The 16,165-nt window shown below is 72.9% G+C and carries 14 protein-coding genes and 3 pseudogenes; 10 read left to right on the plus strand and 7 right to left on the minus strand.

The features are described 5' to 3' along the window. The first annotated feature begins 52 nt into the window (after positions 1 to 52). From B1L11_RS28445 to B1L11_RS28465, 5 genes are all read left to right on the plus strand, one after another. Positions 53 to 1,153 carry an exonuclease SbcCD subunit D gene (locus tag B1L11_RS28445; RefSeq protein WP_079317900.1) on the plus strand — a complete coding sequence of 367 codons (1,101 nt, stop codon included), beginning with the start codon at positions 53 to 55 and terminating at the stop codon, positions 1,151 to 1,153. 103 nt (positions 1,154 to 1,256) lie between these two features. Beyond that, positions 1,257 to 2,219: an AAA family ATPase gene (locus B1L11_RS28450; protein WP_079317902.1), complete on the plus strand. Its 963-nt coding sequence runs from the start codon at positions 1,257 to 1,259 to the stop codon at positions 2,217 to 2,219. A 46-nt stretch (positions 2,220 to 2,265) separates the two neighbouring features. Next, the gene (locus B1L11_RS28455; protein ID WP_143737613.1) at positions 2,266 to 3,759 is read left to right on the plus strand and encodes a hypothetical protein; all 1,494 of its coding nucleotides are present in this window, start codon (positions 2,266 to 2,268) and stop codon (positions 3,757 to 3,759) included. 181 nt (positions 3,760 to 3,940) lie between these two features. Further along, positions 3,941 to 4,801: an SbcC/MukB-like Walker B domain-containing protein gene (locus B1L11_RS28460; protein ID WP_256862969.1), complete on the plus strand. Its 861-nt coding sequence runs from the start codon at positions 3,941 to 3,943 to the stop codon at positions 4,799 to 4,801. Between the two features lie 290 nt (positions 4,802 to 5,091). After that, on the plus strand, positions 5,092 to 5,541 hold the full coding sequence (locus B1L11_RS28465; protein ID WP_079317908.1) for a DUF6294 family protein: 450 nt from the start codon (positions 5,092 to 5,094) through the stop codon (positions 5,539 to 5,541). A gap of 58 nt (positions 5,542 to 5,599) precedes the next feature. Here the strand turns inward: B1L11_RS28465 and B1L11_RS28470 are convergent, their stop codons facing one another. Next, the gene (locus tag B1L11_RS28470) at positions 5,600 to 6,901 is read right to left on the minus strand and encodes a hydroxyacid-oxoacid transhydrogenase (protein ID WP_256862970.1); all 1,302 of its coding nucleotides are present in this window, start codon (positions 6,899 to 6,901) and stop codon (positions 5,600 to 5,602) included. A 142-nt stretch (positions 6,902 to 7,043) separates the two neighbouring features. Here B1L11_RS28470 and B1L11_RS55245 point away from each other — a divergent pair. The 3 genes and pseudogenes from B1L11_RS55245 to B1L11_RS28480 all read left to right on the plus strand — a co-directional run. After that, positions 7,044 to 7,352, plus strand: a pseudogene (locus B1L11_RS55245) (GntR family transcriptional regulator); the annotation flags it as partial. Positions 7,353 to 7,431: 79 nt separating this feature from the next. Further along, positions 7,432 to 7,767 carry an FCD domain-containing protein gene (locus tag B1L11_RS52175; RefSeq protein ID WP_256862971.1) on the plus strand — a complete coding sequence of 112 codons (336 nt, stop codon included), beginning with the start codon at positions 7,432 to 7,434 and terminating at the stop codon, positions 7,765 to 7,767. A gap of 167 nt (positions 7,768 to 7,934) precedes the next feature. Then, positions 7,935 to 8,444: an SRPBCC family protein gene (locus B1L11_RS28480; RefSeq protein WP_218671365.1), complete on the plus strand. Its 510-nt coding sequence runs from the start codon at positions 7,935 to 7,937 to the stop codon at positions 8,442 to 8,444. A gap of 61 nt (positions 8,445 to 8,505) precedes the next feature. Here the strand turns inward: B1L11_RS28480 and B1L11_RS28485 are convergent, their stop codons facing one another. The 3 genes and pseudogenes from B1L11_RS28485 to tnpA form a co-directional block, all read right to left on the minus strand. Beyond that, positions 8,506 to 9,051, minus strand: a complete 546-nt coding sequence (locus tag B1L11_RS28485) for a hypothetical protein (RefSeq protein ID WP_079317910.1) — start codon at positions 9,049 to 9,051, stop codon at positions 8,506 to 8,508. Then, positions 9,048 to 9,806, minus strand: a complete 759-nt coding sequence (locus B1L11_RS28490; protein WP_079317912.1) for a MerR family transcriptional regulator — start codon at positions 9,804 to 9,806, stop codon at positions 9,048 to 9,050. Before B1L11_RS28490 ends, B1L11_RS28485 begins: the two co-directional genes overlap by 4 nt. A 153-nt stretch (positions 9,807 to 9,959) precedes the next feature. After that, positions 9,960 to 10,187 (minus strand): annotated as a pseudogene (gene tnpA / locus B1L11_RS28495) (IS200/IS605 family transposase); the annotation flags it as partial. Between tnpA and B1L11_RS28500 the strand changes: the two are divergent. After that, positions 10,186 to 10,485, plus strand: a pseudogene (locus tag B1L11_RS28500) (zinc ribbon domain-containing protein); the annotation flags it as partial. The pseudogenes tnpA and B1L11_RS28500 overlap by 2 nt on opposite strands. A 43-nt stretch (positions 10,486 to 10,528) precedes the next feature. Here the strand turns inward: B1L11_RS28500 and B1L11_RS28505 are convergent. Beyond that, positions 10,529 to 11,248, minus strand: coding sequence for a M50 family metallopeptidase (locus tag B1L11_RS28505; RefSeq protein WP_256862972.1), 720 nt, complete (start codon positions 11,246 to 11,248; stop codon positions 10,529 to 10,531). 208 nt (positions 11,249 to 11,456) lie between these two features. Between B1L11_RS28505 and B1L11_RS28510 the strand changes: the two genes are divergently transcribed. After that, positions 11,457 to 12,512: a magnesium and cobalt transport protein CorA gene (locus B1L11_RS28510; RefSeq protein ID WP_079317916.1), complete on the plus strand. Its 1,056-nt coding sequence runs from the start codon at positions 11,457 to 11,459 to the stop codon at positions 12,510 to 12,512. 28 nt (positions 12,513 to 12,540) lie between these two features. On the opposite strand, the gene B1L11_RS28515 is transcribed toward B1L11_RS28510, so the two are convergent. Continuing rightward, on the minus strand, positions 12,541 to 14,184 hold the full coding sequence (locus B1L11_RS28515; RefSeq protein WP_218671366.1) for an AarF/ABC1/UbiB kinase family protein: 1,644 nt from the start codon (positions 14,182 to 14,184) through the stop codon (positions 12,541 to 12,543). Positions 14,185 to 14,621: 437 nt separating this feature from the next. Further along, positions 14,622 to 15,977 carry a hypothetical protein gene (locus tag B1L11_RS28520; RefSeq protein ID WP_143737614.1) on the minus strand — a complete coding sequence of 452 codons (1,356 nt, stop codon included), beginning with the start codon at positions 15,975 to 15,977 and terminating at the stop codon, positions 14,622 to 14,624. Positions 15,978 to 16,165: the final 188 nt, after the last annotated feature.

Genomic DNA, 16,165 nt, shown 5'->3' on the forward strand with positions numbered 1-16,165 from the left:
GGGGGGCGATTGAGGCCGCTTTTGTCGGCGGGACCTGTTAGCTTCCTGCGACATGCGTGTCCTGCACAGCTCCGACTGGCACCTCGGCCGGTCGTTCCACCGCGAGAGCCTGCTCGGCGCCCAGGCCGCGTTCGTCGACCACCTGGTCGAGACCGTGCGGAGCGAGCGGGTGGACGTCGTGGTGGTCTCCGGCGACGTCTACGACCGGGCCCTGCCTCCCGTCGACGCGGTCGCGTTGTGCAACGAGGCGCTGGCCAGGCTCAAGGCCCTCGGCGTGCACACCGTGCTGATCAGCGGCAACCACGACTCCGCCGTACGGCTGGGCTTCGGCGCCGACCTCATGGAGCGGGTGCACCTGCGCACCGACCCCGGCAGGGCCTGGGAGCCGGTCATGATCGGCGACGTGGCGTTCTTCGGCATCCCCTACCTCGAACCCGAGCTGGTCAGGGGGCCGTGGGAGCTGGCCGAGCGCAGCCACACCGCCGTCGTCACGTACGCGATGGACCGCGTGCGGGCGCATCCGGCGGCGCGCAAGGTCGTGCTCGCGCACGCGTTCGTCACCGGGGGAGAGGCCAGCGACAGCGAGCGCGACATCAGCGTCGGCGGGGTCTCGCACGTGCCGTTGAGCGCGTTCGCGGGGGTCGACTACACGGCGCTGGGGCACCTGCACGGCCGTCAGGTGATGAGCGAGACGGTCCGCTACAGCGGCTCGCCGATCGCCTACTCCTTCTCCGAGGCCGGCCACACCAAGGGCTCCTGGCTGGCCGACCTCGACACGGGCCGCACGGAGTTCGTCCCCGCCCCGGTGCCCCGGCCGGTGAGCACGGTGCGCGGCCGCATCGACGACCTGCTGACCGACGGCCGCTTCGACCGCTACGAGGACCACTGGCTGCAGGTGACGCTGACCGATCCGGTGCGGCCGCGCGAGGCGATGGAGCGCCTGCGCCGGCGCTTCCCGCACACGCTGGCGCTCGCCTTCGAGCCGGACGGTGTGACGGAGGGACCGGCGGGCCGGGCGAGGATCGCAGGCCGGGCCGAGATCGAGGTGGCGCTCGACTTCGTCCGCGAGGTCCGCGGTGAGCCCGCGGACGACGACGAACGGCGCCTGCTGCAGGAGGCGGTCGAGGCGTGCCGCATCAAGGAGAGCGCATGAGCCGCCGGCCCGCCGCCCTCGTGGACGTGGCGGCCGGGCGGGCAGTGCCGGGGGCCGCGGTGCGAAAGCGTGGGCTCGGCCCGTGGACGAGTGAGGAGGTCCGGTGAGGCTGCATCGGCTGCGCCTGGTCGCGTTCGGCTCGTTCCCCGGGACGGAGGAGGTCGACTTCGACGCGCTCGGCGAGGCGGGCCTGTTCCTGATCCACGGGCCGACCGGCGCCGGCAAGACGACCGTGCTCGACGCCGTCTGCTACGCCCTGTACGGCAGGGTGCCGGGCCAGCGGGAGAGCGCCAGGAGCCTGCGCTGCGACCACGCGCCGCCCGACCGGGGGCCGTCGGTGACGCTGGATCTGACGATCCGGGGCAGGCGGCTGCGCATCACCCGTTCGCCCGCCTGGATGCGGCCGAAGCTGAGGGGATCCGGCCTGGTGGAGGAGAAGGCCAAGGCCCGGATCGAGGAGCTGACCGAGCCCGGCGGGCAGTGGATCGTGCGCAGCACCCGCAGCGACGAGGCCGGCGACTTCGTGAACACGCTGACCGGCATGACCGCCGCCCAGTTCTGCCAGGTCGCGATGCTGCCGCAGGGCGAGTTCGCGAAGTTCCTGCGGGCCGGCGGCGAGGAGCGGCGGGAGTTGCTGGAGCGGCTCTTCTCGGTGCGGGTGTTCGGCGACGTGGAGCGGTGGCTGGCCGACCACCGCACGCGCACCTGGCGGGAGGCGCAGGAGCTGGGCCAGCGGGTCGAGTCGGTGCTCGACCGCATGCGCGGCGCGGCGGGCGACGACCTGCCGCTGCCCGAGGACGCCGACGAGCCCGCCGCCTGGGCGGGAGAGGTGCTCGGCCTCGCCCGCGGCGCGCTCGCCGACGCGGTCGCGGCCGGCGCGGCGAGCCAGGAGGCGCTGCTGTCGGCCCGCGCCCGTCTGGAGGCGGGCCGGGCCCTGGCCGACCGGCAGCGCAGGCACGCCGCCGCCCTCGCCCGGCGGCAGGAGCTCGACGCGGCGGCGGACGAGCGGTCGGACCTGGAGGCGAGCTCGACGAGGCGCGCGGGCCGACCGGGTGGGCGCCGCTGATCCGGCAGGCAGGCCAGCGGGCGGAGGCCGCAGCCAAGCGCGGCGGGTGGCCGCCGACGCCGTGATCCGCGCGCTTCCCGGCCTCGGGCCGGGGCCCGATACGGAACCGGGCGCCGCGTGGCAGGACGCCGACGCCGTATGGCAGGTGCGGGGACCTGACCCGGAGCGGTCGGACCCGGAGTGGCTGGATACGGAGCGGCTGGATAAAGAGCGGCTGGATAAAGAGCGGCTGGATAAAGAGCGGCTGGATAAAGAGCGGCCGGACCCGGAGCGGCTGGCCGTGCTGGAGCGGGAGCGGCGCGACGAGGTCGCCCGGGTGCGCCAGATCCTCCCGGAGGAGGCGCGCCTGCGGCAGGTGCGAAGCGAGCGCGCGGACGCCGAACGCGGGCTGGCGGAGCTGACCGAGGAGGAGTCGGAGGTGACGCGGCGGCTGGCGGCCCTGCCCGCCGAGCGGCTCGACGTCGAGGAACGGCTCGCCCGCGCGCGTACGGCGGCGGCGAGCCTGCCGGGGCTGACGGCCGCCAGGGACGCCGCGCTGCGGCTGCGGGAGGTCACCGGGCAAGCCGCGCTGCTGGACGGCGAACTGACGCGGCTCGCCGAGGACGAGGCGCGGGCACGGGCCGCGCAGGCGGAGCTGCCGGAGCTGCTGGCCGCCGCCGAGGAGCGGCTCAGGGGCTTGCGCGACATGGCCGCGCGCGTCCCCGCGCTGGAGGCCGCCGCTCATCTGGCGGGCGAGCGGCTGGAGGCCGCGCGGCTGCGCGACGCGCTGACCGCCGAGCTGGAGACGGCCGAGCACGACCGGCGCGCGGCCGTCGACCTGGCCCAGGAGTGCCGCGACCGGCTCCAGGAGGTCCGCCAGGCCAGGATCGACGGCATGGCGGCCGAACTGGCGGCCGGGCTCGTGGCCGGAGCGCCCTGCGCCGTCTGCGGCGCCACCGAACACCCCCGTCCCGCCGCACCCGCCGGACGGGCCGCGACCGCGGACGACGAGCAAGCGGCGCAGGAGGCGTTCGAGGCCGCGCAGCGGGCCCGCGAGGAGGCGGAGACGGCCGTCGCCGCGCTCTCGTCGAGGCTCGGCGACGCCACGGCGCGTGCGGCGGACCTGTCCCAGGAGGACGCGTCCGCCGCCCTCGCGGACGCCCGCGAGGAGCTGTCGCGGCTGCGCGCGGCCGAGACGGCGGTCGAGGCGGCCGAGGCGGAGGCCAGGCGGCTCGCGGCGGAGCTGGAGTCGGCCCGCGACCGGGCCGCGGAGCTGACCGGGCTGCTGACCGAGACCAGGACCAGGCGGGACGCGCTGCTCGCGGAGGGCGAGCGGCTCGCCGCGGGTCTGGAGGGCGACCTCGCGACGGCGGAGGCGGACCTGGAACGCGCCCGGTCCCTGGCCGCGGCGGAGGAGGGACTGGCCGCCCGCGCCACCCGGCTCGCGGCCGAGCTGGAGGAGCTGGGCGCGCGGGCCGCGCGCACCGGCGCGGCGCTCGCCGAGGCGCTCGCGCATCGGGACAGGGCTGGCGGCAGACGAGCGCAGGCTGGCTCGAGGTGATCGACGCCGCCCGCGGCGGGGACCCCTCGGCTCCGCCGCCCGCCTCGACCGGCTGACCGAGGAGGCGGACCTGCTCAGGGAGGCCGCCGAGGCGGCGGTCGCGGCGGCCGCGGCCGACCGCGAGAGCGAGACGGCGCTGGCCGAGGCGGCCAGGGCCGCCACCGGCGAGGGGTTCGCCAGTGTGGAGCACGCGGCGGCCGCCGTGCGCACGCCGGAGGACCGGGAGGCGATGTCCGAGCGGCTGGGACACCTGGACGCCGAGCGGGCCACGGTCGAGGGACTGCTCGCCGATCCCGAACTGGTCGCGGCGGCGGCCGAGCCCGCCGCCGACCTGCCGGAGCTGGAGGCCGGCCATGAGCGGGCCGAGCGGGACCACGCCGCCCGCACCTCGGCGCGCGACCGGGCGAAGGGCAGGCTCGACCAGCTCACGGCGCTCGCCGGAGAACTGGACGCCGCGCTGCGCGCCTACCGGCCCGCCGAGGAACGGCACCGCCTGGCGCGCCGGCTCGCCGAGCTGGCGACCGGCACGTCCGGCGACAACCGGTGGCACATGAGGCTGTCGGCGTACGTGCTGGGCGAGCGCCTCCGCCAGGTCGTCGACGCGGCGAACGAGCGCCTCGACCGCATGTCGAGCGGGCGCTACCTGCTGCGGCACGACCTGAACCGGTCCGCGGGCGACCGGGGCCGGTCGGGCGGCGGGCTGGGCCTGCGCGTGCTCGACGCCTGGACCGGCGTGGAACGCGATCCGGCCACGCTCTCCGGCGGCGAGAGCTTCATCACCTCGCTCGCCCTGGCGCTTGGCCTGGCCGACGTGGTGACCGCCGAGGCGGGCGGTGCGGAGATCGGCAGCCTCTTCGTGGACGAGGGCTTCGGCACCCTCGACGACGAGACGCTCGACGACGTGCTCGACATCCTCGACGGCCTGCGCGAGGGGGGCCGGGCCGTCGGCGTGGTCAGCCACGTCGCCGAGCTTCGGGTGCGCATCCCCGCCCAGCTCCGCGTGGTGAAGGGCCGTTCCGGCTCCACCCTGTCGCACCGCTGACCTTCCCCGCTTCTCCCGCCGCTCCGGCGGTTCCGCCTGCCGTCGGTCGTGGGGCGCCCAACCGGCACGACGCCCTCATCACGAGGACCGCAACCCGCCGGCTGACCTCCCCGCCCGCGCTCCCGCACTCCGACGGCCCGGGTCATGGGCAGGAGCGGTCACCGGCAAGAGAAGGTCAAGCACTCTGCAACCGCCCGGCCCTACCAATGGCGTGCAAGGCCCGCGGAACCCACCACGGGGCTCCGCCTGACAGCCCGAGCGGCACAGCCGCCGACGAGAGGTGAGACGTGATGAAGAGCATCCGCAGAAGCACGGTCATGGCTGTAACCGTGGGCGCCCTCGCCCTCGGTCTGGCGCTCCCCACGGGAACGGCCAACGCGTCCGCCGCCTACAAGACGTTCACCTGGAAGCACGGCTCCACCGCGGGTGACTGCACGATGTACAGCGGCGGTGCCGACCGGACGGCCCCGACGTGGACTCTCTATCCGGACGGCACGGCCTCGTTCGACGCCACGCTCACCAGCATGTCGGGTGACGACGCCTGGCTGATGTGGGCACATCTCAAGGACGAGAACGGCGCACTGCTCGCCGACATACGCGTACCCGGCAGCACCAGCACCAAGTTCGTCAAGAACCTGCCCCTCGCCTGGCCGCGGAAGTATCGATGGCTGGCCGAAGGCCGGTTCGACCCCAGCCTGTACCCCCTGATCAAGGGTATGTCGCTGAGCAAGCACTGCTGAGCGTCGGCGACCGCCGAGGACCCGCCGGAGGCGGGGCGGGGGACAGGGCCGGACGGGCTCACCAGAGGACGAGCGAACGGGTCAGGATGCCGGCGAGGTCGTCCTCCGCCACGGGCCTGGGTGAGGTGGTGAGCAGCCGCTGCTGCTTCATCGCCCCCTCCACCAGCGCCGGAACGTCGCCTTCCGCGTATCCCACTCCGCCGATGCCGTTCGGGATGCCGACGTCGCGCATGAGCGCGGTCAGCACGCGGGGCAGGAACTCCGCCGGCTCGTCCGGCCTCGCCGCGGAGGGATCGAGCAGCTCGGCCGCGCGCAGGTGCCGCGCCGGGTCCGCCTCGAAGGTGAACCGGAACGCCTCCGGCGCGGTCAGCGCCACGGCCATGCCGTGCGGCACCATGGGCTCGTCGCCGGGATAGCCGCGCGGATGGAAGTCCTTCACCCGGCCGGCGATCGGATAGGCGTTGGCGTGCGGGATGTGCACGCCCGCGTTGCCGAAGCCCAGCCCCGCGAACGTCGCCGCCAGCGCCATCGCGCCCCTCGCCTCCGCGTCGTCGCCGTGCCGTACGGCCCTGCGGAACGAGCCCGCGAGCAGCCGGATCGCCTGCTCCGACCACATGTCCGCCACCGGGTTCGACCCGCAGTACGGCACGCGCTCCTCCGGCCGCCTGCGCTCGTACGAGGTGTACGGCCGGGCGGTGTAGCTCTCCAGGGCGTGACAGAGGATGTCCATCCCCGCCGCGGCGGTCACCTCGGGCGGCTGCGTCATCGTGAGATCCGGGTCCACGACGGCCAGCACCGGGCGGAGGCGGGCGTGGCTGATCCCCGTCTTGACCTTCAGGCCGAGCACGTCGAGCACGCAGATCGTGGTGCTCTCCGAGCCGGTGCCCGTGGTCGTGGGCACCGCGACCAGCGGCTTGAGCGGCCGAGAGGGGGCGCGCCCGGCGCCGATCGGCGCGTTGACGTAGTCCATCAGCTCGCCGGGATTCGTCGTCAGCAGGTTGACGGCCTTGGCCGTGTCGATGCTCGACCCGCCGCCGACCGCCACGAAGGCGTCCCACGGGCCGCTCGCGCGGGCGTGCCCGATCGCCGCGAGCAGGCTCTCGTCGGTGGGCTCGACGTGCACGCCGTCGTACACCTCCGCGTGCATGCCGAACCCGGCGATCTGTTCGGCGATGCGTGCCGGAGCGCCCGTCGCCGCCACCCCGGCGTCGGTCAGCACCAGCACGCGGCGTACGCCGTACTGCCCGAGGTCGAAACCGATCTCGGCGGACGCGCCGGACCCGAACTTCAGGGCGGGCGCGCCGTACGTGAAGACGGACTCGGGGTTGCTCGGGACGATCACGATCGCTGGGCCTTTCACTCGCGGGGTCATGGGGGCGCAGGCCCGTGGGGCCTGCGCGGCGCGCGGCATGTCCGATGGGCAACCTGACATGTAGCATGCTGCATGTCAATGCGCCGCCGTACGCGGGCGGGCCCACGACCCTTCGGAGGGTGGTCAGACGGTGCGAGCGGTCGCCGGCACGTCCAGTCTCACCGAGCAGGTAATCGAGGCGGTCAGAGAGGCCATCCACTCGGGGGAGCTGCGGCCCGGAGAGCTGTATTCGGTGTACCGGCTGGCCGAGCAGCTCAACGTCTCCCGCACCCCCGTACGCGAGGCGATGCTCCGGCTGGCGGAGGCCGGCCTGGTGCGATTCGAGCGGAGCCGGGGCTTCCGGGTGCTGCGCCGCGATCCCAGGGAGATCGCCGAGGTGTTCCACCTGCGGCTGCTGCTCGAGGTGCCGGCGACCAGGCGGGCGGCCCGCCACGCCGGTCCCGGCCTCGCCCGCGCACTGCGCGAGGAACTGGAGGCCATGCGCGCCGCGGCGGCCGACCACGACGAGCCCCCAGTTCATGCGGCACGACCGGGCGTTCCACGACGCGATCCTCGCCGCGGGGGCCAACCGGCGGCTCGCCGAGGTCGTCGCCGGGCTCAGGGACGCCACGGTGACACTGGGCGCCTCCACGGTCGACCGCTCCCGCTCGCTCGCGGACGTCGCCGCGGAGCACGAGCCGATCCTCGCCGCCGTCCTCGGGGGCGACCCGGACGCCGCCGCCGTGGCGATGCGCGCCCACGTGACCCACACCGGCGAACTCCTCGTGGCCCAGGCCGCCGCCGAGAACGGCCGGCCCGCCGACCCCGCCGACATCGCCCTCATCCACGACGCAGCGGACGAATCTACAACGTAAAGGGCGGAGCCGGCGTTCGCGGTGGCAGGACCCGGTCGGGGCGAACACGTCCTCCGTTTTTTCCCGGGTGATGTCGAATGGCGTGGAACCGGTTCGTAGCGAAGGTGAGAGGCCGGTGACGGCCGTCGCACGCCGCCTGTCCGCCTGATCCTTCGAAGGAGTTCGCCGTGAAGAACTACCTGCTCGCCGTCCAGCTCGACGAAAGCGAGAAAGTGAGTGCCACCCTGACTGTCGCCGCGCCCGCCGCGAGGGTGTTCGCGGTGCTGGCCGACCCGACGACCCACTCCGCGATCGACGGCACCGGCTGGGTTCAGGAAGCCGTCAACCAGGCGCCGCTGACCGAGGTGGGGCAGATCTTCCGGATGGACATGCATCACGTCGACCATCCAAACGGCGACTACCAGGTGGTCAACAAGATCGTGGTGCTCGATTCGCCGCGCGCCATCGGCTGGCTGACGGGGCAGGAGAAGAGCGACGGTCAGCTGGAGTTCGGCGGCTGGATCTGGCGTTACGACCTCGCGCCGCTCGGTCCGTCCGAGACTCAGATCACGCTCACCTACGACTGGTCGGCGGTGCCGCAGTTCATCCGGGAGCGAGGCATCCAGTTCCCGCCGTTCGGCCCTGAGCATCTCATCAACTCGCTGCACCACCTGGCGGAGCTTGCCTCCTATAGGTGATGTCATGTCGATCAGGTCGAAGGTGGTGCCGTAGGCCGGGGGTGTCCCGCCGGACGACGGGTCAGGCAGCGCGCTCGCCCGCGGTCGTCGTGGTGAGCGCGACGACGGCCCGCAGCGCCGCCGCCGGGTCGTCGGCGAAGAACCGCACCCGCCGGACGGTCTCCGCAGGGCGTACGGCCGTCCAAGGGCGGCGTGGGCGAGGCACCTTCATCGGTTCGCGCAGGTCGACCACGATGTTGGTCTGGGACGAGACCGCGAGGGCGAGCTCGCCGTCCGAGAGGCGCACGAGTCTCTTCTCGTCGTAACGGCGGTCGATCCGCGCCGACGCGATGATCTCCGCGGGGACGTCCAGGCTGAACAGCCGGCCATACCGCAGGCGCAGCCCGTCAGGCGACACGGTGTGCGGCCGACGGGCGCAGCTCACCATGACGCCGAGCACGCCGAGGGCCGACGACGCGTCGAGGGCCAGGATCACCAGGCGCGGCGGGTCCGGCAACCCGAACCGGCGCAGCAGCAGGTCCATGGCCACGGTCTCCAGGACCAGCACGAACAGCATCGCCGCCATCGTCGGCGTCTGCTCCCGGCTGTAGCCCGCGGCGTGCCTCACGACGGCTCTTCGTCCGTGAGCAGCGCCATGGCCTGCCGTACGACCTCGGCCTGCGCGGGGGACAGTTCGGCGAGGAACGCCTGGGCGAACGGGTCGTCGGCCCCGGGCATCGCGCAGGCGAGCGCGGCGGCGAGTTCGCGGGGCAGGTGGGCGGCGAAGTCGGCGGCGAGGGCGCCGACGCGGGGGTCGGCGGGGTCGGCGCCGTCCAGCTCCGCCAGCCTCCGATACAACGCCTCGGCCCGGGCCAGCGCCTCCGGCGTGGTCATGGGCCGCATCAGCTCCAGCAACCGGTCCCGGTCCTCCGGCTCGGCCGCCGTGTCGAGGAGGGCGAGCAGTTCGGCGTCGGCCGCCGCGAACGGGGAGTCGCGCACGGGTTCGAGGCCCCGCAGGAACTCGGCCATCCGCGGCGAGACGGCGCCGTCCGGCGACGGCGACTCCTCGCTCAGCAACGCCGCGAGCCGCTCGCGCCTGGCCCGGATCGCCGCCTCCTGCCGGGCGAGGTCGGCGTCCAGCTCCAGCAGGATCTCCCGCAGTTCCCGGGCGGAGTCGCCGGCCAGCACGTCGCGCACCTCGTCCAGCGACAGGCCCAGCTCGGTCAGCCTCCGGGCCCGGGCGAGGCGGAGCGCGTCGCGCAGGCCGTACTCGCGGTAGCCGTTGACCCGCCTCGGCGGCTCGGGCAGCACGCCCTGGTGGTGGTAGTGCCGCACGGTACGGGTGGACACCCCGGCCAGCGCGGCGAGTTCTCCGATCCGCATGCCCTCATTAGAGACGTTGACGTCGCGGCAAGGTCAACAGCTACTGGATTCGTCCGCAGTGCTCCGGCCTTCAGGCCGGGGGTGAAGCGGACTTTCCCGCGTAGCGGGGCAGGGAAGCCGATTCGCCGTCAGGCGGATCGGCGTCTTAGCAGGTCAGACGGGGTGGTTTTGCTGCTCGATGTACTGGCGCAGGACGCTGATCGGTGCGCCGCCTACGCTCCCGGCGAAGTAGGAGCCCGACCACAGCTTGTTCGCCCGGTAGTAGTGGCGGGCCAGTTCGGGGAACTCGGTCCGCATCCGGCGGGAGGACACCCTTTTCAACGAGTTGACGAGGCGGGACAGTGCGACCTTGGGCGGGAAGTTCACCAGCAGGTGCGCGTTCGCCGGGATGCTCGAATACAAGGCTCGTCTGCACGGGCGGGTCTTCCATCGGATCGACCGGTGGTTTCCCTCCTCCAAGCTGTGCTCGGAGTGCGAGGCACTGGCCGAGTGCATGCCGCTGAACGTCCGGGAGTGGACCTGCCCCTGCGGGGTGGTCCACGACCGGGACGTCAACGCCGCGAAGAACATCCTCGCCGCCGGACGGGCGGAGAGACTAAACGCCTGTGGAGCGCAGGTAAGACCAGGCCCTGACCTGGCACAGCGCGATGAAGCAGGAAGCCGCAGAGGTGCCGCATGACGCGGCACGGGCTGAATCCCCGGCCTTCAGGCCGGGGAGCGCGTCAAAGAGGCAGCCAGCGGGCGGTGAGGAGATAGCCGCCGTAGACGAGCGCGGCGGTGGAGACGAGCAGGAACAGCAGCACCCAGAGCGTGCCGGGCACGCGGGTCAGCCGGGCGAGCTGGTCGGCGTCGGAGTCCGGGGCGCGGCCGAGGCGGCGCTTGGTCTGCAGCTCAAGGATCGGCCGTACGCCGCCGAGCAGCAGGAACCACGCGGCGGCGTACGCGCAGGCCGACTGGACGTGGGGCGGGGCGAACCACGACAGCGCGAAGACCGCGCCGCCTACGGCGAGCAGCGACACGGCGCCGAAGAAGTTCCTGATCATCAGCAGCATGCACGTCAGCAGCGCGAGCACGGCCCACAGCAGCATCGTGATCCGCCCGCCGGAGACCAGCCAGGCCGACCCGAGCCCGATCAGGGAGGGCGCGACGTATCCCGCCGCGGCCGTGGCGATCATGCCGGGTCCCGTGGGCCTGCCCCTGGTGAGCGTCACGCCCGAGGTGTCCGAGTGGAGGCGGATGCCCCGCAGCTTGCGCCGGGTCAGCACCGCGATCAGCGCGTGGCCCCCCTCGTGCGCGATCGTGATCAGGCCGCGTGAGATGTGCCAAGACGCCGGATAGGCGACGACGGCGAGGGCGGCGAACCCGGACAGGACGACCAGCCAGAGCGGGGGCGCGATCTGCGTGTGGGTCAGGTGGTTCCACAGGGCCTTCAGGGGGTTCACCCCCGGAATCGTACGGCCCGCCGCCCCGGCCCGTGCTCCCCGTGCTTCCGCCCTCGGTCCGTACGGTCTGTTTGGGCAGGAACCGAGTAAGCGTGACGATGGCGGTTACCTTCTACGTGTGACTGAGCGGCGTATGCGTGGACTGCGCGGATTGAGCGGGTTGAGTGGGCTGATGAGGGCGAAACCGGAGCAGGCTCCCGAGCATTCCATGGACCCACGCGCGGACGAGGGGGAGACGTTCAGGCAGAGCGTGATCGACAACGCGGTGTACGTGGACGGCGAGCGCGTGGACTCGCCGCTGTCGCTGGGCGACGCGATCGCCTCGCTGCGCTCGCGGCCGAGGGCGATGGCGTGGATCGGCCTGTACCGGCCGGAGGAGGCCGAGCTGATCAAGGCGGCCGAGGAGTTCGGCCTGCACGAGCTCGCCATCGAGGACGCCATCGTCGCCCACCAGCGGCCCAAGGCCGACCGGTACGGCGACACGCTGTTCGTGGTGCTGCGGGCGGCGCAGTACCTCGACAAGCCGGAGAAGGTCGCCTTCGGCGAGCTGCATGTCTTCGTCGGTCCCGACTTCGTGCTGACCGTACGGCACAGCGAGGCGCCGGACCTTTCCAAGGTGCGTCGGCGCATGGAGTCGGACCCCGACCTGCTCCGCCAGGGGCCGCAGGCCGTGCTGTACGCGATCCTCGACGCGGTGGTGGACGGCTACGCGCCGGTGGTCGCCGGGCTGCAGAACGACATCGACGAGATCGAGGTGCAGGTCTTCGGGGGCGACCCGGCCGCGCCCCGGCGCATCTACTCCCTGTCGCGGGAGGTCATCGAGTTCCAGCGGGCGGCCAGCCCGCTGGTCCCGATGCTCGACGGCTTCATCGCGGGCTCGCCGAAGTACGGCGTGAACGAGGAGCTGCAGCGCTACCTGCGCGACGTGTCCGACCACGCGATCACGGTCACCGAGCGGGTGGCGGGCTTCCGGCAGATGCTCCAGGACATCCTCGTCGTCAACTCCACACTCGTCAGCCAGCAGCAGAACGAGGAGATGACCAAGCTCACCACCGCGAGCATCGCCCAGGGCGACGAGGTCAAGAAGATCTCGGCGTGGGCGGCCATCCTGTTCGCCCCGACGCTGGTCGGCACGATCTACGGGATGAACTTCGACCACATGCCCGAGCTGCACTGGGTGCTCGGATACCCCGTCGCGATCATGCTCATGGGCGTCGTCTGCCTCACGCTCTACCTGGTCTTCAAACGCCGCGACTGGCTCTGAGCCGCATACGTTCAACCCGCTGACGGGTTCACTCCTCCCGGCGCTCCCGGAAGATCGCCACGAGCACGCGCAGCGCGAGGACGGCGCTCACCACCAGCAGGTTGTAGCCGATGAGCTGATAGAGGGTGACGGCGGGGGTCACCCGTGGCCCGCGCTCGGAGTCGAGCAGCAGCACGGCCATGATGCCCGCGGTGGCCGCCAGCACCGTCAGGAGGGCCTGGTGCAGCAGGCCGGTCATGTGCCGCCGGTCCCGGGCGTCGGCGAACAGCCGCACGTTGACGCTGAACCTGCCGCTCTCCGCCGCTCCGACGATGCGGTCTACGCTCCGGGGCAGCCGCCGCAGCAGGGGCAGCAGGCGCACCGCCTCCTGGGCCACCGCGGTGCGGATCTCCTCACGGCCGCCGGGCGGGGACAGGGCGCGGCCGGCGAAGTCCCGCGCCTCCTTCACGATGTCGAACCCGGGCGCGAGGCCGGTGAGCGTGCCCTCGATCGTCCCGAGCGCCCGGAACACCGCCGCCACCTCCGGCGGCACCGACAGCTTGTGGGCGAAGACCAGGCGGAACAGGTCGGCGAACATGCGGGAGTCCGGGGCGATGCCGGGCACCAGGTGGCGGGCCATGAAGCGGCCGATCTCGCGCTCCAGCTCGCGCTCGTCGATCTCGTCCGGGCGGGGCACCAGCTCAAGCAGGGCGTCGCCGACGCCCGCAGGGTCGGCCAGGTCCAGCGCGGCGAGCAGGCGCTGGAGCGCGGCCCGCAGGGTGCCGTCGAGACGTCCGACGGACCCGTAGTCCAGCAGGGCGACGCCCCCGCCGGACAGCAGCATGATGTTCCCGGGGTGCGGGTCGGCGTGGAACACTCCGTTCAGCAGGATCTGCTCCAGCAGCGCGTGCAGCACGGTCCTGGCGACCTCCTCGCGTTCGGAGGGGGCGAGGCCGTCGCGGCCGGTGGCGAGCGGAACGCCGTCCAGCCGCTCCATCACGAGGAGGCGGCGGCCGCTCAGCCGCGGATGGGGCACGGGCGACCGTACGGCCGCGTCCTTCGACGTCGCGGCGACGGCGGCCATGTTCGCCGCCTCGACCCGGAAGTCGAGCTCCTCGCGCAGCGCCTCGGCGAAGCCTCGGGCGAGGTCGCCGAGCCCTACTCCGCGGGCCCAGCGCGTGCGCCGCTCCGCCGTACGGGCGAGGCGGGCCACGATGTCCAGATCCCTCTCCACCACGGGGGCGATCCCGGGGCGCTGGACCTTGACCACCACTTCCTCTCCCGACCGCAGCCGCGCGAGGTGGACCTGCGCGATCGAGGCCGCCGCCAGCGGCTTGCGCTCGAACGAGGCGAAGACCTCCTCCACCGGCCCGCCCAGCTCTCCGGTGACGACGCGCTCGATCTCCTCCCAGGGCGCGGGCTCGACCCGGTCCTGCAGCAGGCGCAGTTCCTCGACGAACTCGGGCGGCAGCAGGTCGCCGCGGGTGGACAGGATCTGCCCCAGCTTCACGAACGTGACCCCGCCCTCGTCGAGCGCCTCGCGCAGCGAGCGGGCCAGCCGTAAGCGGCTGGAGGGGGCGCCCAGGTCGGGGTCGCGGCCGCGCAGATAGGGGCCGAGGCCGTGGCGGACGAGAATGCGGGTGATGCGCAGATAGCGTCGTGATCGTCCTGCCCGCCGCCGGATCGCGGCCACCGCCTCCAGAGGGCCCGGGATCGATCCGTCGGCACCAGGGCCTCGGCGATCGCCAGGAACACCATCGAGGCCAGCAGCGCGCAGGCGTACGCGAGGATGATGAACCACAGCGGGGTGATTCCGGCCTGGTCCCCCACCACCGGGCCGACCAGGGCTTGAGAGACCGGGCCGACCAGCAGGACGGCGAGGGCGGCGCCGAGCAGCGTTCGGATCGTCCCGAAACGCAGGCCGAGAAGCCGCCGGGCGGCCAGTGCGAAGGCCGCGACCATCACGACGGCCGTCACCACGAAGGCGACCAATATCAACGCGTCCAACCGTCGCCCCCGATGCAGCGCTCGCCGTGATCGCCGAAACTCTAGCCGTCGCGCCCGTCGGACGATCGCGGGCGTGGACCGGCCCGGGGCGTGCGGCACGCCCCGGGCCGGCTCAGTGATCCTCTAGCGCTTCACGCGCACCCAGTCGCTCCGGCTGGTGGAGCGATCGGCCTCGCCGTTCCCGGCGAAGACGACCCTCCAGTAGCCGGACGCGGACGCCTTGGTCTTGCCCCAGAACCTGCCGGTGCTGTTCGTCCACAGCGTCTTGACGTAGTGCCAGGAACCGCCGGCCTTCTTGAACCACACGGTCACCCGCTGGTGGCCGTAGCCCTCCCAGCCGTCGTCCCAGGCCTGGAGCTGGCCCCGGAAGGTGAGGTACCTGTGATACCTGACCGGCTCGGGCGCGGCGTTGAACTGGACGACCCGGGTGTCGGCCTTGGGCGCGGGCGTGGGCGGAGGCGTCGGCCGGGGCACGCGGACCGTCACGTAGTCGGTCGCGCTCGCCGAGTATCCCGCTCCGCCGGCGCCGTCGAACTCGGCCCGCCACCAGCCGGAGGTCCTCGCCGTGACGTCCGCCCAGAAGCGGCCAGCGGAGTCGGTCCAGTCGGAGGTGACGTACTGCCAGCGGTAGCCGCCGGCCGGCTTGAACAGGATCTTCACCTGCCGGCCCGGGTAGCCGCTCCAGCCGGCGAAGCCGGAGATCTCCAGCCGGCCGCGCAGGCGCAGCGCGTCACCGGCGTCGACGGGCTCGGGGGAGGCGTCGAATCCGGTGATCCGGGTGCGGCTGTCCTGGGCCCTGACGTCGACCCGGTCGCTGTCGCTCGTCGCGGGCTCGGCGTCGGAGGCGCCTTCGAACTCGGCGCGCCACCAGCCGCTCCTGACCGCTCTCTCGTCGACGGAGAACCGGCCGTTCCGGTCGGTCGTCACCGAGCCGACCCGGCTGTAGGAGCCGCCGACCGGCTTGAAGGCGAGGTACACCCGCTGCCCGTCGTACGCCTGCCGGCCGCCGCCGTCCCGGTAGGTCAGCGCGCCGGTCAGCCTGATCCGGTCGCCCCGGTCGACGACGTCCGGTGCCGCGTCGAAGTCGAGGTCGGTGGTCCAGTGGACCTGGAACTCCTTGGTCGCGACGCCGCCGTCGGCGCGCACCTGCAGCTTCCAGACGCCCGGCTCGTCCCTGAAGGTGAAGCCGTACCTGGCCGTGTAGGCGCCGGAGCCCGCGGGGCCCGACGTCGCGGGGGCCGGGTCCAGCGTCACGATCCGGCCGTCGCGGTCGACCAGCCTCGCCGCGCCCTTCTCGGACGCCTTGTAGGTGAAGGTCGCCGTCGTGCCCGCGCCGCCGGCGACGACGACCGGACTGGGGGAGACGGTCAGGTCACTGGGACCCGCTGCCGTCGCCGCGCCGGCGGTGGCCGGGAGCGCGACGAGGGCCGCCCCTCCCAGAGCCACTGCCGCGATCGCGGCATGGATGCGTTTCAACATTCCGGTGAACCATCCTTCCCGGTGGTTGAACGCGGCCTGAGGGTGCCACGTCATTCATTACGAGTAGACGGGCGAACACCGGCGATGGTTTAGTGCTCTGACTTATCGTCATCGATTTGTGTCAAAAGGAATGATCCATAACCGCTCGTGCACGGAGTTGTCGCTGTGCGGGACGGAGCGTGCATCGT

Origin of the sequence: Microbispora sp. GKU 823 (assembly GCF_002027145.1) — a bacterium.
Lineage (GTDB): Bacteria > Actinomycetota > Actinomycetes > Streptosporangiales > Streptosporangiaceae > Microbispora > Microbispora siamensis.